Annotated in this window: 20 protein-coding genes and 1 pseudogene; 7 read left to right on the top strand and 14 right to left on the bottom strand. The window is 70.9% G+C overall.

Annotation, left to right across the window (positions count from 1 at the left end; all coding sequences use genetic code 11):
- Nucleotides 1–32: 32 nt before the first annotated feature.
- Entirely contained in the window at nt 33–602 is a 570-nt protein-coding gene (locus AB0C15_RS27900) for a hypothetical protein (protein WP_357356796.1), read from the bottom strand.
- Nucleotides 603–1,288: 686 nt separating this feature from the next.
- Here AB0C15_RS27900 and AB0C15_RS27895 point away from each other — a divergent pair.
- Nucleotides 1,289–1,630 (top strand): hypothetical protein, encoded by a 342-nt coding sequence (locus tag AB0C15_RS27895; protein WP_357356794.1) that lies wholly within the window; start codon nt 1,289–1,291, stop codon nt 1,628–1,630.
- Nucleotides 1,627–2,286: a nucleotidyl transferase AbiEii/AbiGii toxin family protein gene (locus AB0C15_RS27890; protein ID WP_357356792.1), complete on the top strand. Its 660-nt coding sequence runs from the start codon at nt 1,627–1,629 to the stop codon at nt 2,284–2,286. The genes AB0C15_RS27895 and AB0C15_RS27890 overlap by 4 nt, the downstream gene beginning before the upstream one ends.
- 68 nt (nt 2,287–2,354) lie before the next feature.
- Here AB0C15_RS27890 and AB0C15_RS27885 read toward each other — a convergent pair.
- Nucleotides 2,355–3,259: pseudogene (locus AB0C15_RS27885) on the bottom strand (SDR family oxidoreductase).
- Nucleotides 3,260–3,447: 188 nt separating this feature from the next.
- Between AB0C15_RS27885 and AB0C15_RS27880 the strand changes: the two are divergent.
- Complete coding sequence (locus tag AB0C15_RS27880; RefSeq protein ID WP_357356790.1) at nt 3,448–5,238, top strand: 5'-nucleotidase C-terminal domain-containing protein; 1,791 nt, start codon at nt 3,448–3,450, stop codon at nt 5,236–5,238.
- An 89-nt stretch (nt 5,239–5,327) separates the two neighbouring features.
- Here the strand turns inward: AB0C15_RS27880 and AB0C15_RS27875 are convergent, their stop codons facing one another.
- Nucleotides 5,328–5,501: a hypothetical protein gene (locus AB0C15_RS27875; protein WP_357356788.1), complete on the bottom strand. Its 174-nt coding sequence runs from the start codon at nt 5,499–5,501 to the stop codon at nt 5,328–5,330.
- Between the two features lie 86 nt (nt 5,502–5,587).
- Nucleotides 5,588–6,748 (bottom strand): geranylgeranyl reductase family protein, encoded by a 1,161-nt coding sequence (locus AB0C15_RS27870; protein WP_357356786.1) that lies wholly within the window; start codon nt 6,746–6,748, stop codon nt 5,588–5,590.
- 146 nt (nt 6,749–6,894) lie between these two features.
- On the opposite strand from AB0C15_RS27870, the gene AB0C15_RS27865 reads away from it, so the two are divergent.
- Both AB0C15_RS27865 and AB0C15_RS27860 read left to right on the top strand, forming a co-directional pair.
- Complete coding sequence (locus AB0C15_RS27865) at nt 6,895–7,131, top strand: hypothetical protein (RefSeq protein WP_091397890.1); 237 nt, start codon at nt 6,895–6,897, stop codon at nt 7,129–7,131.
- 55 nt (nt 7,132–7,186) lie between these two features.
- The gene (locus AB0C15_RS27860) at nt 7,187–8,647 is read left to right on the top strand and encodes an MFS transporter (RefSeq protein ID WP_357356784.1); all 1,461 of its coding nucleotides are present in this window, start codon (nt 7,187–7,189) and stop codon (nt 8,645–8,647) included.
- Between the two features lie 150 nt (nt 8,648–8,797).
- Here the strand turns inward: AB0C15_RS27860 and AB0C15_RS27855 are convergent, their stop codons facing one another.
- From AB0C15_RS27855 to AB0C15_RS27840, 4 genes are all read right to left on the bottom strand, one after another.
- Nucleotides 8,798–9,367, bottom strand: a complete 570-nt coding sequence (locus AB0C15_RS27855; protein WP_357356782.1) for a hypothetical protein — start codon at nt 9,365–9,367, stop codon at nt 8,798–8,800.
- Between the two features lie 917 nt (nt 9,368–10,284).
- Nucleotides 10,285–10,917, bottom strand: a complete 633-nt coding sequence (locus AB0C15_RS27850; RefSeq protein WP_357356780.1) for a hypothetical protein — start codon at nt 10,915–10,917, stop codon at nt 10,285–10,287.
- 13 nt (nt 10,918–10,930) lie between these two features.
- Nucleotides 10,931–12,709, bottom strand: a complete 1,779-nt coding sequence (locus AB0C15_RS27845) for a DUF4012 domain-containing protein (RefSeq protein WP_357356778.1) — start codon at nt 12,707–12,709, stop codon at nt 10,931–10,933.
- 102 nt (nt 12,710–12,811) lie between these two features.
- On the bottom strand, nt 12,812–14,059 hold the full coding sequence (locus tag AB0C15_RS27840; protein ID WP_357356776.1) for a glycosyltransferase family 4 protein: 1,248 nt from the start codon (nt 14,057–14,059) through the stop codon (nt 12,812–12,814).
- Between the two features lie 168 nt (nt 14,060–14,227).
- On the opposite strand from AB0C15_RS27840, the gene AB0C15_RS27835 reads away from it, so the two are divergent.
- Nucleotides 14,228–14,782 (top strand): low molecular weight phosphatase family protein, encoded by a 555-nt coding sequence (locus AB0C15_RS27835; RefSeq protein ID WP_357356774.1) that lies wholly within the window; start codon nt 14,228–14,230, stop codon nt 14,780–14,782.
- Here AB0C15_RS27835 and AB0C15_RS27830 read toward each other — a convergent pair.
- Nucleotides 14,763–16,226, bottom strand: coding sequence for a polysaccharide biosynthesis tyrosine autokinase (locus tag AB0C15_RS27830; protein WP_357356772.1), 1,464 nt, complete (start codon nt 16,224–16,226; stop codon nt 14,763–14,765). The genes AB0C15_RS27835 and AB0C15_RS27830 overlap by 20 nt on opposite strands.
- A gap of 336 nt (nt 16,227–16,562) precedes the next feature.
- Here AB0C15_RS27830 and nhaA point away from each other — a divergent pair, with 336 nt between their 5' ends.
- Nucleotides 16,563–17,939: a Na+/H+ antiporter NhaA gene (gene nhaA, locus AB0C15_RS27825; RefSeq protein WP_357356770.1), complete on the top strand. Its 1,377-nt coding sequence runs from the start codon at nt 16,563–16,565 to the stop codon at nt 17,937–17,939.
- Nucleotides 17,940–17,960: 21 nt separating this feature from the next.
- Here nhaA and AB0C15_RS27820 read toward each other — a convergent pair whose 3' ends face one another.
- From AB0C15_RS27820 to egtD, 5 genes are all read right to left on the bottom strand, one after another.
- Nucleotides 17,961–18,158 carry a hypothetical protein gene (locus tag AB0C15_RS27820; protein ID WP_357356767.1) on the bottom strand — a complete coding sequence of 66 codons (198 nt, stop codon included), beginning with the start codon at nt 18,156–18,158 and terminating at the stop codon, nt 17,961–17,963.
- 4 nt (nt 18,159–18,162) lie between these two features.
- Entirely contained in the window at nt 18,163–18,483 is a 321-nt protein-coding gene (locus tag AB0C15_RS27815; protein WP_357356765.1) for a hypothetical protein, read from the bottom strand.
- A complete protein-coding gene (locus AB0C15_RS27810) occupies nt 18,483–18,845 on the bottom strand; it encodes a DUF1622 domain-containing protein (RefSeq protein WP_357356763.1) in 363 nt (120 codons plus the stop codon). The genes AB0C15_RS27815 and AB0C15_RS27810 overlap by 1 nt, the downstream gene beginning before the upstream one ends.
- 39 nt (nt 18,846–18,884) lie before the next feature.
- Nucleotides 18,885–19,472 carry a TMEM165/GDT1 family protein gene (locus AB0C15_RS27805; RefSeq protein WP_357356804.1) on the bottom strand — a complete coding sequence of 196 codons (588 nt, stop codon included), beginning with the start codon at nt 19,470–19,472 and terminating at the stop codon, nt 18,885–18,887.
- Nucleotides 19,473–19,690: 218 nt separating this feature from the next.
- Nucleotides 19,691–20,656 (bottom strand): L-histidine N(alpha)-methyltransferase, encoded by a 966-nt coding sequence (gene egtD, locus AB0C15_RS27800; RefSeq protein ID WP_357356761.1) that lies wholly within the window; start codon nt 20,654–20,656, stop codon nt 19,691–19,693.
- Nucleotides 20,657–20,659: the final 3 nt, after the last annotated feature.

The following is a 20,659-nucleotide window of genomic DNA, read 5'->3' as shown; positions in this document are numbered from 1 at the left end:
GCCGCTGTCGTGCGGTGGTGCTGTGGTGCAGGTCAGCTGTTCCAGTGCTGGGTGACGAGGTCGGTGGCCTGCTGCTCCCACTGGGCGTAGGCGTCGGGGTAGGCGGAGACCTGCACGGTCTGCGCGGCCTGGGTCAGGGGCATGTCCTGCCACCCGTCGACCTGCTTGAGGCCCTTGAGGAACGCCGTCGTGGAGTACTCGGGGTTGGTGATCTGCTCCGGGGTACCCCAACCGCTGGTCGGGCGTTGCTGGAACAGGCCCAGCGAGTCGTGGTCGTTGGCGTCACCCAGGTGACCCAGGTTCTCCAACTTCGACTCCTGCAGCGACGTCGCGATGGAGATCACCGCGGCCCGCTCGGGGAGGCCGGCCTTCTTCGTGGCGGCGATGATCGCCTTGACGTTGCCGGTCTGCTCGTCGGTGAGGGTGATGTGCGACTGATCGCCCTGCGGCTTCGGCGCGGCCGTGTGCACGCTCATCGCCGCGGCGACGGGCTTGCCCTCGGTGGGGGTGGCGGCGTGGGCGGCGATCGGGCCGGCGAAGACACCACCGGCGAACGCGAGACCAGCAACGGACAGCATGCTCTTACGGAAGATCGTGTTCATGGGGGTAGCTCCTTCGGGGGTAAGGACACCCGCACACGCTGCCGCGGGTGTGAGCACCTCGTCCGGCGCTGCACGTACACAAGGGGGAAAGTCTGAGGGGGTGACGCCCTGCCGGGGCGTCGGGTCGGCGACCTCACGGGCGCAGGGCTCGTGGCGCCGGGTCCCTGTGTAACGACCGGGGGGCCGGGGTCATTCCGGGGGTGGCCCTATCCGTTCGGCACCCACATCGCGGCGGTACCTGCGGTCGTGGGGACTGTAACGACCGGGCGGGGGCTGCCATTCCCACCGACGACCAGCCCCCGGAAAAGGCGGGGCGACCGGTCGGTGGTGCTGCGATCGTCAGGGTGTGTAACGACCCCAGCCCCGCCACGATTCCGGCCCACGAGTGCACCCGATCACCACCCCACACCACCCACGCAAGGGCAAATCACGCAGAAAACGACCTGCGTGACCCCTCAAACCGCCCGGACGGGCTTGATCCACTCGGGTTCACGGAAACCGGACGATCGCGGACGGCTGGATACCGCGTTCTCAAGGAAGCCCAGTCGATCACGAGTGAGTCGACCGCGCAGAAGGTTGCAAAACGGGCACGTGGCCGCCCGACCAGGGCCTGCCGGGGGTGCGTGGAGCAGCGTGCCGTGATCGTCCTGAGCGACACCGGCCCGGGTGGGCGTTACCCTGACACCATGCAGGCCGTCTCCCCCACCGCGACCGGCGTGGCCCTTCTGGCCCGACCGGGTCGTCCCGCCGTGGTGGCGAGAACCCTCGCCGAGCTGGCCGGCCCCACCCGAGGCGTGGTGGAGTTGCCGGTACGACTGATGTGGAACGCGGAGCGCACCTTCGACCTCGGCGACCCCGACCAGCTCCTCTGGTTGTACGAGAACGTGCTTCGCGAGACCACCCGCGCCGACGATCTGCGCGCTCTGATCAACGGGCGCACCCTGCGGCGGGTGTGGCGGCTGCTCAACCTGCCTCGGGGCGTACGCCAGGCGTGGGAGAGCCGGCACCGCGGCCTGCGCGCGGCGTGATCGAGCCTCATCTGCACGAGTTCTACCGGGAGGTGGCCCGGGTTGCGCTGGCCGCCGCCGGGCCGTACCGGTTCGTTCTGGGTGGTGGGGTGGCGTGGGCGGCGCACGGCCTGGTGACCCGGCCGACGGAGGACGTCGACCTCTTCGCGGACGTGGAGGGTGCGGCAGCAGCCGCCTCCGCCGGGGTGCGGGTGGCCCTGGAGCGGGCCGGGTTCATTGTCAGCGACGCCGACCCGGACAGTGAGCTGGCCGAGTTGTTCGACGGGTACGAGCAGGACATGAAGGACTTCGTGGTGAGCCGCGACGGACGGCAGATCCGGCTCAGCCTCGCCCGGCTGGACCGCCAGCAGAGCCCCGTGGTGATGGACCTCGGCCCGGTGATGGACGTCCGTGACCTGGTGGCGAACAAGATCGCGGCTCTGGTCAACCGGCGCGAGGCTCGTGACTTCATCGACGTGGCCGCGGCCCTCGAGCACTACGACGTCACCGAGCTGTTGGTACTGGCACGGCAGGTCGACCCCGCACTGGACCCGGACGACGTCCGTGCCGCCGGCCGTTACCTGGACCGGCTGTCTGACAAGCGCTTCGGCAGGTACGGCCTGGGCGCAGCCGACGTCGCCCGAGTCCGGCAACGCTTCGCCGCCTGGCCACGCTGATCACCCAGGCACGCCAACGACGGCAGGGCGTCGTATGGGCACCCGTCCGAATGCCCACCCGACGACGATCATTTGGTCAGTCGGCCGCCGGTGACGCCCAGGATCTCACCGGTCACGTAGCTGGACTCCTGCGAGGCGAAGAAGACGTACGCGGGAGCCAGCTCAGCCGGTTGACCGGGCCGACCCTCCGGGGTGTCGGTGCCGAACTGCTCCACCTTTTCCTTCGGCATGGTGGCCGGGATCAGCGGCGTCCACACCGGGCCTGGTGCCACGGCGTTGACCCGGATGCCCTGCTCGGCGAGGTCGACGGCGAGGGCCTTGGTGAAGTTGGCGATCCCCGCCTTCGTGGTGGCGTAGTCGAGCAGCTGCGGCGACGGGTCGAACGCCTGGATCGACGACGTGTTGATGATCGCCGCCCCCTCGGCCAGGTGCGGGATGGCGGCCTTGCAGAGCCAGAACATCGCGTACAGGTTGGTCTTGAACACCCGGTCGAACTGCTCGGTGCTGATCCCGAGGATCCCCTTGTCCTGCGACATCTGGTACGCCGCGTTGTTGACCAGGATGTCGAGCCCGCCGAGGTCGCGTACCGCCCGGTCGACGAGTTCCTGGCAGTGCGCCTCGTCGGTGATGTCACCGCGTACCGCGACGCCCCGCCGGCCGGCGGCCTCGATCAGTCTGATGGTCTCCCGGGCGTCGGCGTCCTCCTCCTCGCTGAGGTAGGAGATGAGCACGTCCGCGCCCTCCCGAGCGAAGGCGATCGCGACCGCCCGGCCAATCCCCGAGTCACCGCCGGTGATCAGCGCCCGCTTGCCGTCGAGCTTGCCACTGCCCCGGTACGACTCCTCCCCGTGGTCCGGCCTCGGGGTCATCTCCCCGGTCGAGCCGGGCGCCGACTGCTGCTGGCGGGGTTGACCGGACTGCCCCCCCCGTACTGGTTGGTCGGGTCCTGCCGGGTGTGCTGGTCCTCGCTCACCGATGTCTCCTCGCGTCGCGTGGGAGGCGGGGGCTCTCCCGCGAAAGTCTCGTCCCCGACCGCCCTACCCCGGGTCGGCCAGCGGAAACCGCTGTAGCGCGCGGGGCTGGCGTGGCGGAAGTGCCGGGTGCTGGTTATGGTGCGCAAGGCGCTCACGAGGCGCGTCCACCCCCAAGGAAAGGCACGTCATGACCTCTGGATCCGGCCCGTCGCGCCGACAGGTGCTCGTCGCCGCGGCGGCCGCGGCGACGACCCCGCTGATCGCCGCCGCGCCCGCGCAGGCGGCCGGCAGGCCCCAGCCGCGCACCTGGGATCTCACCCTGCTGGGTACGTCGGACACGCACGGCAACGTCTACAACTGGGACTACTACCGCGACGCCGAGTACGACGACAGCAAGCAGAACGACATCGGCGTCGCGAAGCTGGCGACCCTGATCAACCAGATCCGCCGGGAGCGGCGCGGCAAGGCGACGCTGGTGCTCGACGCCGGCGACACGATCCAGGGCACGCCGCTCGCGACCTACTACGCCAAGCAGGAGCCGATCACCGCCACCGGGGAGAAGCACCCGATGGCACGGGCGATGAACGTCATCGACTACGACGCGGTGACCCTGGGCAACCACGAGTTCAACTACGGTCTGCCGCTGCTGGACCTGTGGATCCGCCAGCTCGGGTTCCCGGCGCTCGCCGCGAACGCCGTCAACGCGAAGACCGGCAAGCCGGCGTTCCTGCCGTACGTCATCAAGAAGGTCTCCCTCGGTCTCGCCGCACCGACCCTGCGGGTCGGCATCCTGGGCCTGACCAACCCCGGCGTGGCCATCTGGGACAAGGGCAACGTCGAGGGCAGGCTGCGCTTCGACGACATGATCGCGACCGCCGCGAAGTGGGTGCCGATCATGCGGGCCCGCGGCGCGGACCTCGTGCTGATCTCCGCCCACGGCGGTGACAGCGGCACCTCCAGCTACGGCCCGGAGCTGCCGAACGAGAACCCGGTGGCGTTGATCGCCCAGCAGGTGCCGGGGATCGACGCGATCCTCTTCGGTCACGCGCACAACGAGGTGGTCGAGCGGTTCGTCACCAACGAGCGGACCGGCACCCAGGTGCTGCTCTCCGAGCCGTCGAAGTGGGGCCAGCGGCTCACCCGGATGGACTTCACCCTCGCCCGCGAGCGGGGCCGGTGGACGATCACCAAGAAGGCCGCCACCATGCTGAACACCAACACGGTGGTCGAGGACCCGAAGGTGCTCGCCGCCGTGCGGGCCCAACACCAGAAGACCATCGCGTACGTCAACCAGGTGGTCGCGCAGTCGACGGTGGAGCTGTCGGCGGCCGAGTCCCGGTACAGGGACACCCCGATCCTGGACTTCATCAACCACGTGCAGACCGAGGTGGTCGGCGCGGCGCTCGCCGGCACCGCGTACGCGGACCTGCCGGTGCTGTCGATCGCGGCGCCGTTCAGTCGTACCGCCGTCTTCCCCGCCGGCGACGTCAAGATCCGCGACGTGGCCGGCCTGTACGTGTACGACAACACCCTCGAGGCGGTCGTGCTCAGCGGGGCCGAGGTACGCGCGTACCTGGAGTACTCGGCGAAGTTCTTCCGCACCCTCGCGCCGGGCGCCCCGGTCGACCCGGAGCAGATCAGTGACCCGGCCGTGCCGGACTACAACTACGACGTCTTCTCCGGCCTGGACTACGACATCGACATCTCCAAGCCGGTCGGGCAGCGGATCACCCGCCTGGTGCTGGCCGGCACCGACACGCCGGTGGCCGACAACGCCCAGTTCGTGGTGGCGGTGAACAACTACCGGCGCAGCGGCGGAGGCAACTTCCCCGGCATCGTGAAGACCCAGGTCTACAACGCGCAGCAGGAGATCCGCCAACTGCTCATCGACTGGGCACAGGCCCGGGGCACGATCGACCCGGCCGACTTCTTCACGCCGAACTGGCGTCTCGTCCGCGAGGGCGTGCCGGTCTTCTGATCGCTGTCGCCCTGCCCCCGGGCAGGGCACCGGGATCGCACGCAGCAGACGGGCCGTGGGTGGCGACACCCGCGGCCCGTCGCGCGTTCTCAGCCCTGCACGTTCCAGCGGATCGGGTCGTCGGACTCCTCCGGCCGGTCCCGCCCCGGATCGGTCTCGGTCAGGGCCACCCGCTCGTCGGGACGGACAGCGGGCGGCAACTCCCCGAACCGCGCGTGGCGCAGAAACGCGTACTCGTCGTCGGTGAACGGCTGCTCGTCCATCAGCGCCTCCTCTGCTGCTCTGCCGCGATTGTCCGACGGCGGGGTTGTTCGCCGCCAGTAGCCACAAGCACACCCTGTAAGGCATCCTAGGATCCTGGTTGACCAGTGTTGGTCTGGCGCGACGGGTGGGGCAACCGATCGAGCACCGCGAGGGCGGCCCGGATCGGGCGGCGGCGCAGCATCTCGTCGAAGCTCGCCCGCCCCTGGCAGAACTGCACGAACATCCGCCAGCCCGGAGGCGTCGCCAACAGGGCGTGGAACACGTCCGGCCGGCGGGTGAACACGTCCAACAGCCGGAACCCCGCCCGCATCTCCGGCAGCAGACGCTCGGCCACCGCCCGCTCGTACCCGGCCAGATCACCGTCCGCGACCGCCGCACCGGCCAACTCGCCGGAGCGCAACGCGAAGCTGATGCCCTCCCGGCTCCACGGCTCCAACAGCCCCGCCGCGTCCCCCGCCACCAGCACCCGACCGTTGCGCAACGGCGAGTCCTCGGTGCGACAGCGGGTCAAATGACCGGAGTCGTGCTCCGCCGGCAACCCGGTCAGACCCAACCTGTCGACGAACCGCCGCAGATAGTCGCGGGTGCCCTCCCCCGCGCCACGGCCGGCGATCACCCCGACGGTAAGCCGGTCCCCCTTCGGGAACACCCACGCGTACGAGCCCGGCATGGCACCCCAGTCCAGCAGCAGCCGACCCCGCCACCGCTCCTGCTCGGCCAGCGGGACCGGGATCTCCAACTCCAGACCCAGATCCACCTGCCGGTGCCGAACCCCGACATGCCTGGCGGTCACCCCCGACGAGCCGTCCGCCCCGACAACCGCACGAGCCGCGATCGTCGTACCGTCGGCCAGCCGCAGGCGTACCCCCTCCGGGTCCTGCTCGATCGCGCGGACCGCGACCCGCTCCCGCAGCTGCGCACCGGCGGCGACCGCCGCGGCGCGCAGCCGGTCGTCGAACTCCTCACGGCGCACCATTGTCACCACCGGGCTGTCGTTGCGGCGGGTGAACTCCCGACGACCGTCGCGGGTGAAGGTCACCCGGTCCACCCGGTCGTGGGCGGGCACCTCGATCCGGTCCTGAACGGCGGCCAGGGAGGTGCCGATCAGCCCACCCCCGCAGGTCTTGTACCGGGGGTGCACGGCGCGCTCGACGACGAGGGTGGAGAGGCCCGCACGGGCAGCGGCATGCGCCGCGGACAGCCCCGCGGGGCCAGCACCGACGACGACGAGATCCCACATGATCACGAAAGCAGCCTAGGGCACCGCCCCGCCGCGGCAGCCGGACCCGCCCGTCGTCGCGACCCTCGATCGGGTGCGCATCTTCGGGCACCGAGGGGGTAACCGGCGCACGGCAACCGCCACCGCGGTGGCGGACGAGCAGAGGAGGAACCATGCAGCAGGTGCAACTGTCGGAGGCCGAGCAACGGGTGTACCAGGCGGTCACCACCCTCGAGGCACGCGGGCAGGTGCCCTACCCGGACCTGATCGCCGAGGAATCCGGGCTGACCGCGGAGCAGGTGGGCAGCCCCCTGCACCTGCTCACCGAGAAGGGCCTGCTGCACCGTGAGGACTCACCGATGGCCGGCCTCGACTTCGGTCCACGGTTCTGCGCCCGCCAGATGGCGTGACCTGCGCAACCAGCCGGAGCGGTTCGCCCCCCGACGACCTGGGTAGCGGTCACCCATGCGGGACCGACCGTCGACGGGGGGCACGATGAGCGAGGCCACGACGGTGACCCCGGCCGAGAACCGACGACGCTGGCAGGCGATCGGCGTCGGACTCGTCGCCGCGTTCATGACGCTGCTCGACGTGAGCATCGTCAACGTCGCCGTGCCCTCCATCGACCGGGCGCTGCACGCGTCCTCGAGCGACCTGCAGTGGGTCCTCTCCGGGTACGCCCTCACCTTCGGCCTGGCACTGGTCCCGGCCGGCCGCTTCGGCGACGCCCGAGGCCGGCGCAACGCGTTCGTCTTCGGCATCGCGCTGTTCACCATCACCAGTGCGCTCGCCGGCCTGGCCACCTCCCCGACCTGGCTGGTCGTCGCCCGACTCCTGCAGGGCGCCGCCGCCGGCATCGTCAACCCGCAGGTCATCGGGCTGATCCAGGAACTGTTCCGCGGGCCCGAACGCGCCCGCCCGTTCGGGCTGCTCGGCGCCACCATCGGTATCTCCACCGCCGTCGGACCACTGCTCGGCGGGCTGCTCATCGCCATCGGCGGCGAGGAACACGGCTGGCGCTGGGTCTTCTTCGTCAACGTCCCGGTCGGCGTCCTCGCGGTGATCCTCGGCTGGCGACTGCTGCCCGGGCGCCCCAGTGGTCAACCCGGCTGGCGTCGACTCGACCCCGTCGGCGTCCTGCTGCTCGGCATCGGCGTGGTCCTGCTCCTGCTGCCACTGGTGCAGGAGCAGCAGTGGCGGACCCCCTGGAAGTGGGCGCTCATCCCGGCCGGCCTGGCGGTGCTTGTCGCCTTCGGACTCTGGGAGCGCCACTACGCCCGCCAGCACCAACCCCTGTTCGACCTTCGACTCTTCAGCCTCCAGTCGTACACCCTGGGTTCGATCCTGGCGCTCGTCTACTTCGGCGGCTTCACCGCGATCTTCTTCATCTTCACCCTGTTCCTGCAGATGGGCCTCGGCTACAGCGCGCTCGTCGCCGGCCTGGCCATCACCCCCTTCGCCCTGGGCTCGGCGGCCGCCTCCGTGCTCGGTGGACGCGTCGTCAACCGCTTCGGCCGACCACTTGTCGCCATCGGCCTGCTCACCGTCGTCGTCGGACTGGCCGCGACAGTGATCGCGTTGCGCCTCGCGCCGGACGCCCCGGCACCCTGGATCACCGCCGGTCCGTTGCTCGTCGCCGGCATCGGAAGTGGGCTGGTGATCGCCCCCAACCAGACGATCACACTCGCCGAGGTGCCGGTAGGCCAGGCGGGCAGCGGCGCGGGCATGCTCCAGACCGGCCAGCGGATCGGCGCCGCCGCCGGCATCGCCGCCGTCGGCTCGCTCTTCTTCTCGACCCTTGCCGACAGCCGCGGTGACTGGACCGACGCCTTCGAGAAGTCCCTCATGCTGGCCACCGGCATCATCGCGCTCGCGTTGGTCGCCGCGCTGATCGACATCTGGCGCAGCCACAACCACAAGACCTGACCGGGGTACGCCGCTGGCCGGCACCCCGGGTTGGGGGTGCCGGCCAGCGGGCTCTTGCGTCTTAGCCTGGCGCGGTGGTGTCGCCTTGCCGTGCGGTGGTTATGCCGTGCCGTGGTTATGTCGTGCGGTGGTGCTGTGCGGTGGTGCAGGTCAGCTGTTCCAGTGCTGGGTGACGAGGTCGGTGGCCTGCTGCTCCCACTGGGCGTAGGCGTCCGGGTAGGCCGAGACCTGCACGGTCTGCGCCGCCTCGGTCAGGGGCATGTCCTGCCACCCGTCGACCTGCTTGAGGCCCTTGAGGAACGCCGTCGTCGAGTACTCAGGGTTGGTGATCTGCTCCGGGGTACCCCAACCGCTGGTCGGGCGCTGCTGGAACAGGCCCAGCGAGTCGTGGTCGTTGGCGTCACCCAGGTGACCCAGGTTCTCCAACTTCGACTCCTGCAGCGACGTCGCGATGGAGATCACCGCGGCCCGCTCGGGGAGGCCGGCCTTCTTCGTGGCGGCGATGATCGCCTTGACGTTGGCGGTCTGCTCACCGTTGAGGGTGATGTGCGACTGATCGCCCTGCGGCTTCGGCGCGGCCGTGTGCACGCTCATCGCCGCGGCGACGGGCTTGCCCTCGGTGGGGGTGGCGGCGTGGGCGGCGATCGGGCCGGCGAAGACACCACCGGCGAACGCGAGACCAGCAACGGACAGCATGCTCTTACGGAAGATCGTGTTCATGGGGGTAGCTCCTTCGGGGGTAAGAACACCCGCACACGCTGCCGCGGGTGTGAGCACCTCGTCCGGCGCTGCACGTACACAAGGGGGAAAGTCTGAGGGGGTGACGCCCTGCCGGGGCGTCGGGTCGGCGACCTCACGGGCGCAGGGCTCGTGGCGCCGGGTCCCTGTGTAACGACCGGCGGGCCGGGGTCATTCCGGGGGTGGCCCTATCCGTTCGGCACCCACATCGCGGCGGTACCTGCGGTCGCCCGTGGGAGGTGAAACGAACCGGGGGCCGAGGCCATTCCAGGGGCGACCCAACCATCCGGCAGCCACATCGCGGCGGTACCTGCGGTCGTGGGGACTGCAACGACCGGGCGGAGGCCGCCATTCCCACCCGCGACCAGCCCCCGGAAAAGGCGGGGCGACCGGTCGGTGGTGCTGCGATCGTCAGGGTGTGTAACGACCCCGGCCCGGCCATGATTCCGGCCCACCAGTGCACCCGGCCGCCACCCAAAACACCCATATCTGGCTGAAATGCGCAGCCAGCGTGGCACGGGAGGGCGTCGAATCCGGTCCGCACCACGTGATCCACTCGGGTTCACGGAAATCGGGACATCCCGGATGTCGGGACACCCCGGTTTCCTGCAACCCGAGTTGGTCATGGCCAAATTGACTAAGGGCCGGCCGGCGCGAACCGGACCAACCGGGAGCTGACTGGCCGACCGGGCCGACCGAGGCCGACCGGGCCGACCGAGGCCGACCGAGGCCGACCGAGGCCGACCGAGGCCGACGGAACCGACCGGGGGCTGACCGGACAAAGCTCCCAGAACCAGCGCGCCCTGGAAGGCGGTATTGATCTGGACGGGCTGGCGCCCGTCGGAGTGGTCCGACGGGCGCCAGCTTTCGTGCGATCCGGGCATTGGCCCGGTGGTGGATCAGTGTGCCGCGCCACCGAAGCGCTGGCGGCGACGCCAGGCCAGGGTCAGCAGCAGCATGATCGCTCCGGCGCCGACCAGGCCGCCGCCGAGCTTCATGGGCGTGCCGATGCTGTCACCCGTGACGGGCAGCGGCTGCTTCTTGTGCAGCACGCGCAGTTCGGTGCTGGCGGTACGACCGGACTCCCGGCCCGTGGCGGTGAAGGTCAGCAGACCCGTCACCGACGGCTTGTAGTTCTTGGTGAAGCGGCCCTGGCCGTTGGTGTACGCCGTGAAGTGCAGGGGCGCGCTCGCCTGGTAGGCCACCGGAGCCATGGCCACGGTGCTGCCGTCGCTGCGGCGAGCCGGAGCCGGACCGGCGGCCGGAGCGGCCAGCGGCGTGACCGTCACGTTGATGTCGACGGTCTCGTTCGGGCCGAAGTTGGTGCCGGTCAGCACGACCGTCTCGCCGAGGTAGATCGTCGGTCGGTTGACGGTCAGCGACGCGGTGGTCGGCGGGTACGGCGGCGGTTGCGGCGGGTCGGTGGTCGCGCTGGGCGTCGGCTGCGGCTGCGGCGCCGCCCCCGCTGCCGTCGGCACGGCGACAACGGCCAGGCCGACCGTGAGCGCCATGATGATGCGGGATAGCCGCATGATTGGTTCCCTCCTACTGTTCACAGCTTGGTGCGGAATGAACTTGGGTGGTCCATGGGCTGGCGGTGGGGGTCAGCCACAGTTCGGCCTGCCCGACGCCGGTCTTTGCGGTGAGCACGGTGACCTCCAGCGCCCTCTCAGCGCCGGGGCTGACGTCGACGCTTGCCGTCGCCACCTGACGGCGGCGTTCGGTGCCGCTGCCGAGCGCCGTCTCAGCACCGTCCAGTCGGGCCTCCAGCACCGCTCCACCAGCCGGGCTGAAGATCGACACCAACGTGCGGGCGGTGTACGGATCGCCAGCCAGACCGAGGCCGAGCACGGACTCGGTGAGTCCGGACTTCGGCGCCGTCGAGCGCAGGGTCACCCTCAGCCGGAGCTCACGGCGACCGTCCGACCGGCATTCGCCGACCGTCAGGTTCGCCGTCGGCTTCAGGTAGTAGCCGAGCTTCGCGCCGCTGCCGTCGTTGAGGAACACGCCGACAGTCGGCACGGTGTCCTGTTCCGGAAGCGTCCCGGCCATCCGGCTCTCGCCGAACGTCCGCTGTTCCTCAGGTCGGGCACTCCAGAACAATATCCGGCGTTCAGTGATAGCACGGTCAAATGCGGACAACAACACCCGCGGGTTGACATTCTTCTTGAAGAAGGTGTCGAAGACCGAAGCCGCCGCCGCCGCGAAGAAGTCGTCCTGCTGTTTGACGTCGAGGCGCAGGTAGCTGTCATTGAGCAGGGTCTGCACGACCTTCTCGCTGGCGAGCGGAACCCCACCGGGCACCAGCACCGGACCCGTCGCCTTGAGCAGGTAGGACAGCACCACCGGGTCGACGGCGAGCACGCCGTCGACGGTGGTGCCGGTCTTACGCCGGAACATCTCGCGATACAGCGTCGCGGCGGTCGGGAAGTGCGGCGACAGGTTGACGTCGGCGGGGTAGATGCCGGGCAGGTCCGTCCAGATGGCCTGGGTCTCTGCCGGCACCTTGATCGCCGGGACGAACCGGCCGAGCGAGGCGGTGCTGCCCTGCTTGCCCATCTTCACCCGGCCGTCCTCGGCCTCGATCATCGCGTACGCGCCGAACATGCCGCCGGTGGCGCGCAGTTCGGCGAGGTTCTGCGAGACGAGCAGGTAGCGGCGTGGGCCGTTCGCGCCGAGCAGCGGCGGGAGCAGGCGGGCTCCCTGGTCGGCCGCAGTGGTGAGGCCGGCCAGCCGGTCGATCTCGTCGCGCAGGTCACCGAGCGCCTGCCGGACCTGGCTGACCAGGCTGTCGGCCGGCACCGCCGCCAGGTTGCGGCGCGTCCGCTGCACCGACTCGTGCACCTCGGTCAACTGCGTGGAGACGGCGGTGAGTTTGGCCAGGTCCACCCGGCCGCCGGTCGGCACCAGGCTGGTCAGGTCCGCCCGGAGCAGGGTGGGAAACGCCTGCCGGGCCAGTTCGTCGATGGCGACGGCGATCTGCGCGACCGCGTCGAGGTCGTCGCCGGCGATCGGCGTACGCCGCCCGAGTTGCCAACTCGGGTCGGCCGTCGCGGCCCGGGCGGCACCCGCCTGCTCCTGCAGGGCGGCGAGCGTGCGCAGGGCACGGTCGGTGTCGCCGCCGACGACCTGGGCGCTCAACTCGCGGGCCAGGCCGGCGGCGTTGAGCAGGTGAGTGCGCGCCTGCCAGCCGCGGAAGCCGATCCATCCACCGGTCGCCAGCAGCAGCGAGCCGACCACCAGGGCGCCCAGGAGGGCCCGTCGCAGTCGGGCACGCCGACGACGCCGCGACCGGCTCCGCCGCCGGATCGGTCGTTCACTCACCGTCACACCACACTCCCGCTCGCGGAACCGGACAGAACGTCGATTCCTGACGTTCTTAGCACGTCTCTGAGAACTTCGTACCGTTATCGCGCTTGACGCCCTTTAAGCGAATTTCCCTCGTGGTTCCGTGGCCGGCTGCGCGACCCGCCCGACCGCCTCGTGCAACAGCCGTTCGATCTGGTCCACGCCGGCGGGCAGCGACATCTCCCGGAGGTACGCGGCCCGTCCCCGGCGGCCCATCTCGACGCGGGTCGGCGGCGGAATGGTGGCGGCCAACCAGAACCGGTCGGCGAGCGCCGCCCAGTCCTCGGGTGGGCAGGACAGCCCAGCCCGAACCCGTTCCACCAGCTCGGCCGTGTCCCCACCGGTCGAAGCGATCACCGGCGCGGCGCAGGAGAGCGCGGCCTGGAGCTTGCCGGGCACCGTGCCGCGCAGCTCCGGAAGATCGCGCGACATGACCAACTGGTAGTCGGCGGCGGCGTACAGCTCGGGCATGTCCACGGGTGAACGCCGCTCCAGGAAGCGGACGTTCTCCGCACCCAGCTCGGCGGCGAGCCCCCGCACCCGCCGCTCTGCCGCCCCCGAACCCACCAGGACCAGATCCATCGTCCGGTCCAGCGCCGCCGCCGCCCGGACAGCGGTCTCCAGCCCTTGCCGCGCCCCGATGGTCCCGGCGTGCATCACCACGCACCGGCCATCCCGACGAACCAGTTGACGGGCCGCCGCGCCCGGCGTCGCCGGGTGGAAGATCCGCTCGTCGGTCCAGTTCAGCACCGTTGCCACCCGCGCCGGGTCGGCGCCGGCAGCGACCACCAGATCCCGCATCGACGGCGCGGCGACCGCGATTCGCGCCGCGGCCCGGTAGATGCGGGTCATCGTGCGACCCATCCGCGCCGCCCAGCGCCCCTCGCCCTCCTCGTCCGCACCGTCGCGCGCCCACACGTCCTGCACGTGCAGCACCGCCGGCACCCGCCCGAGCAGCCGGAGCACCCCGGCGGCGGCGAACGTCGTCGCCGGCAGTTGGAAGACGTAGAGCGCGTCCACGTCGCCGAGGAACCGGCGGGCGACCAGCCCCGCGCTGCCGGCGAAGGAGAGGTAGCTGGCCATCCGGCCGCCGATGGAGGGGGCGCCGCCGGGATACCGGGGCACCCGTCGGACGCTGAGCCGTTGGCTGTGCGTCTCGTGGTGCCACCGCTGTCGCCAGCCGGGATAGACGTGCCCGCCGGGGTAGTCCGGAAAGCCGGTGAGGACCCGTACCTCGTGTCCGCGCGCGGCCAACTCCTCGGCGAGGCTCCCGGGGATGAACGCCGGCTCGGGCGGAAAGTGGTACGACAGGATGCCGATCTTCATCGGTCCACTCCCGTTCCGCAGTGATCGCCGGCGGTCGGCGCGGCACCACGACCGGCGCGCGTGCGGCCCGCGTACGATGCCGACAACCCCTCCCCGCGCGGCCACCGGCGTCGACGCACCGCCCTCGCGGTGCGCGCGTCCGTGTCCGTACCGACGAGAGGGGCACCGATGGCTGATCGTGTGTTGTTCGTCTGCCACGCCAACCTGTGCCGGTCGCCGATGGCTGAGTACCTTGCGCGCCGGCTGCTGGCCGACCGACCCGTCGAGGTGGCAAGTGCCGGCACCGACACGGTCGACGGGCTCGCCATGCACCCGTACGCCATGGAGGTCGCGACCGAGACCGGCGCGGACCCGGCGGCGTTCCGGACCCGGGCGGTGCGCCCCGAGTATCTGGTCGAGGCCACGCTCGTGCTGACCGCGACCCGGCGCCAGCGCTCGGTCTGCACGGCGCTGGCACCGGGAGCGCTGCACCGGACGTTCACGCTGCGCCAGTTCGGCCGGCTGGCCGCGGCGGCCGAGCCACCCGCCGACTCGGCCGACGACCCGTTGCGGGCGGCGATCGCCGCCGCCGCCCAGGCCCGTGGCCGGCTGCAACCCGCCGCCCCGGACGAGGAGGACCTTCGGGACCCGATCGGCGGCACCGCGGCCGACTTCCGACGCTGCGCCGAGGAGATCGAACGGTCCCTGCGACCCCTCGCCGCGCTCATCGGGGCAGCCGGGTGAGTTCCTGGGTGTGGTCGGGGACGCCGTTGACCCCGTCGGTGGTCGCGCTGTGCCGGCCGGAGGTGGCCCGGTCGGCCGGCAGCGACGCCTCGGCCGTCGAGGCGACCACCCGGTAGGCCTCGTACTGGTACGCCTCGGCCTTGGCCACCTTTGCCATGTTCAGCACACAGCCGAGGAGCCGGACGGAGACCGAGTGCAGTGACCGGGCCGCCGCGGCGACCTGGGTGCGGGAGGTACGGCCCTGCTGCGTCACCAGCAGCGCGCCGTCGGCCTGCACGGCCACCACCACGCCGTCGGTCACCGCGAGCAGCGGCGCGGTGTCGATGATGACGATGTCCGCCGACTCGCGCAACGCCAGCAGCAGGTCCGACATGGCCTTCGAGCCGAGCAGCTCGCTCGGGTTCGGCGGGGCCGAGCCGCTGGGCAGCACCAGCAGCGACTTGTCCCCCCAGCGCTGCACGACGTCGCCCACCTTCACGTCGCCGACCAGCACGTCGGTGAGGCCGACGCCGGCGTCCAGGCCCAGGTAGTCGTCGACCTTCGGGCGGCGCAGGTCCGCGTCGACGAGCAGGACCCGCCAGCCCGCCTCGGCAAGCGCGATGGCCAGGTTGCAGGAGAGCGTGGTCTTGCCCTCGCCCTGCAGGGCGCTCGTCACCGCGATGACCCGGGCCGGCTCGTGCACGTCCACGAAGCGCAGGTTGGTCCGCAGCTTGCGGACCGCCTCGGCCCGCGCCGAGGTCGCGGCGTCGCCCACGATCAGCGGGGCGCTGCGGGCGTTGGCCTCGAACGGGATCTCACCGAGCAGCGGGCTGCCGGTGGCGCGTTGCAGACCGGCGGAGTCACGCAGCCGGACGTCGGCGACGCCCCGCAGGATCGCCAGACCGATGCCGAGGACCAGTCCCACCAGGCCACCCAGGGTGAGGTTGCGGACCGGCTGCGGCGAGACGGGCTCGGCGCTGACCCGCGGGCCGCTCACCACTTCGATCTTGATGGGCGCCTTGCCCTCGGGGGTCGTCTCGACCTTCTGGACGAGTTCGACGAACTTGCTGGAGAGGGTCTCCGTCACGCGCAACGCGCGGGTCTGGTCGGTGTCGGTGACCGACGCCCGCAGCAGGACGGTGCCGGTCTCGGTGGAGGTGCTCACCCGGCGCTGCACCTCGTCCGCGGTGAGGCCGACCGGGGTCTCGGCCACCACGCTCTGCGCCAGCCGGTCGCTGGTGAGCAGGTCGGCGTACGACTTGACGCGCTGCTGGAGGAAGAGTCCACCCTGGTAGGCGTCGGTCACACCGGTGTTGGGGGTGGTGACGAAGAAGGTCACCGAGGCGACGTACCGAGGTTGGGCCCGGACGGTCAGGAACGCCGACACGCCGAGAGCCACCATGACCGTGACCAGCGCGACCCACCAGTGCCGACGCACGTGGCGCAATTGGCGGAGCAGGTCCATCAGGAGCGCCCCCGTGCCGGTCCGGTTACGGCAAAGAACTTCACAAAAACCCCCAAGGTCGTCTTTAAACTCGTGAAACCATTAAAGCCGTTCATACGGCTTATGTCCGGAGTTACCTATTTTCCGGAGGCGAGATGTGCACCCGCATGACCAACCCGACAAACGCCCATTCGGCTGCGGCGACAACGGGGAAAAGTCGAACGCCGATCGGACGGCGTCCGATCGGACCGTCGATCGCGCCCGCCGCACCGCCGGGTAGGGTCGACAACGGTGTGCCGGGAAGTCTGGTCGGCGAGTGGATCCCTGCCGTCCCGACTTCCGTAGGTGAGCCCGAACATGACCCCCCGCACCCCACCGTCCGGGCCGCGTCCCGCGAAGACCCGACTGTTCACCCGATCGTCCTGGCCGGAGGCGCGTCACCTGGCCGACGTGCTGCGGACCGAGACCGTCGGCGGGGCACTGCTGCTCTCGGGCGCCGTGATCGCGCTGATCTGGGCCAACTCCCCGTGGTCCGACTCGTACGCCCGGCTCGGCGGCGTCGTGCCCTGGCCCGGCGGCGCACCCTGGCACCTCGACCTGGACGTGGCCACCTGGGCGGCGGACGGCCTCCTGGCGATCTTCTTCTTCGTGGTGGGCCTGGAACTCAAACGGGAGTTCGTCGCCGGCGAACTCCGCGACCCGCGCCGGGCCGCGCTGCCGGTGGCGGCCGCACTCGGTGGGATGCTGCTACCGGCACTGATCTACGTGGCGGTCGTCCTCGGCACGGGCGGGACGGGCCTGCGAGGCTGGGCCATTCCGACCGCCACCGACATCGCCTTCGCGCTCGCCGTGCTGGCGGTGGTCAGCTCACACCTGCCGCAGGGGCTCCGCGCATTCCTGCTCACCCTCGCGGTGGTCGACGACCTGTTCGCGATCACCATCATCGCGATCTTCTACACCGCCGACTTCCAGCCCCTTGCGCTGCTCGCCGCGGTGCTGCCGATCGGGCTCTTCGCGGTGCTGGTGCAGCGGGGGCGTACCTGGTGGTGGGCGTTGATCCCCCTCGCCGTCACCGCCTGGGCCCTCGTGCACGCCTCGGGCGTACACGCCACGGTGGCCGGTGTCCTGCTCGGTTTCACGGTGCCGGTGCTCGCCCGCCGACAGGCGCGCGGCGACCAACCGGGCACCGGCGACGCGGGGGCGGGCACGGCGGACGCGGGTGAGGGCGGGCTCGCCGCGCGCCTGGAGCATCGCTGGCGGCCGGTGTCGGCCGGCTTCGCGGTGCCGATCTTCGCCCTGTTCGCCGCCGGGGTCACGGTGCGCGGCACCGACCTCGGCGCCCTGCTGACCGACCCGATGGTGATCGCCATCGTCGCCGCACTGGTGTTCGGCAAGAGCATCGGCATCTTCGGCGCGACGTTCCTGCTGGCCCGGTACACCCGCGCCGAACTGGACGAGGACATCACCTGGGCCGACCTGCTCGGGATCGCCCTGCTGGCCGGCGTCGGGTTCACCGTCTCGCTGCTCATCGGCGACCTGGCGTTCGGAGCGGGCAGCACGGCCGACGACCGGGTCAAGGCGGCCGTGCTGCTCGGCTCGCTGATCTCCGCCGGGCTGGCCGCCACGGTGCTCTCCCGCCGCAACGCGGTGTACCGGAGGATCGCGGAGCGGGAACGGCGCGACGCCGACGGAGACGGCATACCCGACGTCTACCAGCACCCCGACGCCCGCTGACCGCCGTCGCGCCGACCCCGGTCAGTCGTGGCGGTCGGCGGGCGGCAGGTCCTCGGTCTCCTCGACCAGTGCCTCGGCCGTCGGCCCGGTCAGGTCGTCGCCCGGCACCGCCACCGCCTCGACGCGGTCCTGCTCGTCGGGCTTCCCGCCGGGCGGCGGCTCCGGAGCGGTGCCATCACCGGCGAAGCCGTACTCGTTCGGTTCGTCGTGCCGGCCCATGTGGTCATCCTCCCGCTTTTCCCGTTTCACCCTTCGAGGCCAACGGTAGGTGGTGATCGTCCTCGGCGCAGCGCGCCGGGGATTGTCGGGCAGACCACGCTGCCGGCCTGCTCAGTGCCGCCCCGAGCAGCTGACGCAGGGCGATGATCGCCACCGCCCCGGCCAGACCGTGCCAACCCGGATCACCGGCCAGCCGGAGCAGACCCGCCGCGGTGAGCAGGTCCAGCAGCACCCGGACGCCGCTGCGCAGCGCCCCGGTGACCAGCGTGGTGACCACCCCGCTGACCAGCGCCACGGCGGTGACCGCGGTGACCAGGGCCGCCATCACGGTCGGCGCTCCCCCTCGGCCACCTGACGCTGCTCCTGACGGATCTCGCGGCCCAGGAAGTAGTTCAACGCCGTCCGGATCGTCGCGATGGCCGCCAGTTGCCCGATCTGCGTGAACGACGGGGACACCGCCGTGCGCAACACGTCGGCCGCCAGTTGGAACTCCAGGCCGAGGGTCAGGAAGCGGCCCAGCGAGAGCCGGATCGGCGTGAAATGGGCGGCGCTACGGTGTCGAAGCCCCTCGACCACGAACCGCACCGCCGCCCACACCGCGCCCACGAAGATCACCAGCGCGCCGGCCACCTCCACCACGGCAACCAGCACCTGGTCGCCCTGGCGCAACAACTCGGCCGGGTCCACCCCGGGCCGTTACCCGGCCTCGGAGCAGCTAGTCGGCGCTCAGGTCAGCTCGTTCACCGCCTCCAGGATCAGCCAGAGACCGGAGATGGCGAAGAGGATCGCGGCGCCGTACCTGATGGTCTTCTCCGGCAACCGCCGACCGAGCATCCGACCGACCAGGATGGCCAACGCGTCCGCGGCCACCATGCCGACGGTGGAGCCGAGCCAGACGCCGAACCAGCCGTACTTGGTGGCAAGCGTGATCGTGGCCAGCATCGTCTTGTCGCCCAGCTCGGCGAGGAAGAACGCCACCGACACCGCCACCAGGGCGGTCTTGTTGGTCTTCTCCGCCTTGCGCTTCTCCTCCTCGGTGAGCTTGTCCCCACGTAGCGTCCACGCACCGAACCCGAGGAACGCCACGCCCGCCACCAGGGAGATCCACTCGGTCGGCAGCACCGCCCCGAGACCCGCGCCGATGGCGACCGACGCCAGGTGCACCACAGCGGTGGCCACCGTGATGCCGATCAGCACCGGGATCGGTTTGAACCGCGTGGCGAAGGTCAGCGCCATCAGCTGGGACTTGTCTCCCAGCTCGGCGACGAAGATGACGCCGAAGCTGACGACCAGCGCGGCGAAGAATCCCTCCATGACGTCCTTCCCGTTCACGCCGGGAGGAGGAGACAGGGGCGCCCTCGACCCGGCTGCAACAGCCTGAGTCGAAGGTCTCGCCCGCCCCGGCAGGACCGGGGCCGCGTGGCCGGGTGCGGAACGCACCAGTATGTCGACCACGACATTGGGGGCTACTCCCCTTCGCGTGGTCAGCCTATCGGATCACGGCCCGGCCCGACCGAGCCGGGTGAACAGGCTCACCGCGCCCGCGCCAGCGTGACGCCGAAGAGCGCGTCCGGGTCGGTCCAGAACTCCTGCGTGGCGAAGCCGGCGGTGGCCAGCTCGGCAGCGATCCCCTCCCGGCGGAACTTCGCCGACACCTCGGTACGCAGCTCCTCCCCCGCCGCGAAGTCGACGGTCAGCCCGAGCACCCGCACGCTCATCGGTCGGGTCGCCCGCAACCGCATCTCGATCCACTCATGCTCGGGGTCCCAGACGGCGACGTGCGCGAACGCGTCCGGGTCGAAGTCGGCACCCAACTCGCGATTGATCACGTGCAGCACGTTGCGGTTGAACTCGGCGGTCACCCCGGCGGCGTCGTCGTACGCGGGCACGATCACCGACGGGTCCTTGACCAGGTCCGTGCCGAGCAACAGCCAGTCGCCGACTTCAAGCGCGGCGCGCATCGCCGTGAGGAACTCGGCCCGCTCGGCGGGCAACAGGTTGCCGATGGTGCCGCCGAGGAACACCACCAACCGTCGGCCGCCGGTGGGCAGCCGGTCCAGTTGTCGGGTGAAGTCCCCCACGATGCCCCGCACCCGCAGGCCCGGATAGTCGGCGGCGATCTGGGCGGTGGAGCCGCGCAGCGCACTGACCGACACGTCGAGCGGAACGAACGTGCCCAGCCCACCCCGGCGGGTGAAGGCGTCCAGCAGCAGCCGGGTCTTCTCCGACGAGCCGGAGCCCAACTCGATGAGCGTCTTGGCCCCGGTCAACGCCGCGACGTCGGGAGCGTGCGCGGCGAGCACGGCCCGCTCGGCCCGGGTCGGGTAGTACTCGGACAGCCGGGTGATCTCCTCGAACAACTCACTGCCCCGGGCGTCGTAGAACCACTTCGGCGGCAGCCACTTGCTCCCGGCGCTCAACCCGGCCCGGACGTCGTCGCGCAGGCCGCGCTCCAGGTCACCCTCTTCGAGGTAGATCTCCAGGGGTTCCGCGGTCATCCG

Source organism: Micromonospora sp. NPDC048835, from assembly GCF_040649995.1.
Taxonomy (GTDB): Bacteria; Actinomycetota; Actinomycetes; order Mycobacteriales; family Micromonosporaceae; genus Micromonospora.
The sequence above is the reverse complement of the archived record's forward strand: the minus strand, read 5'-3'. Positions and strand labels throughout refer to the sequence as shown.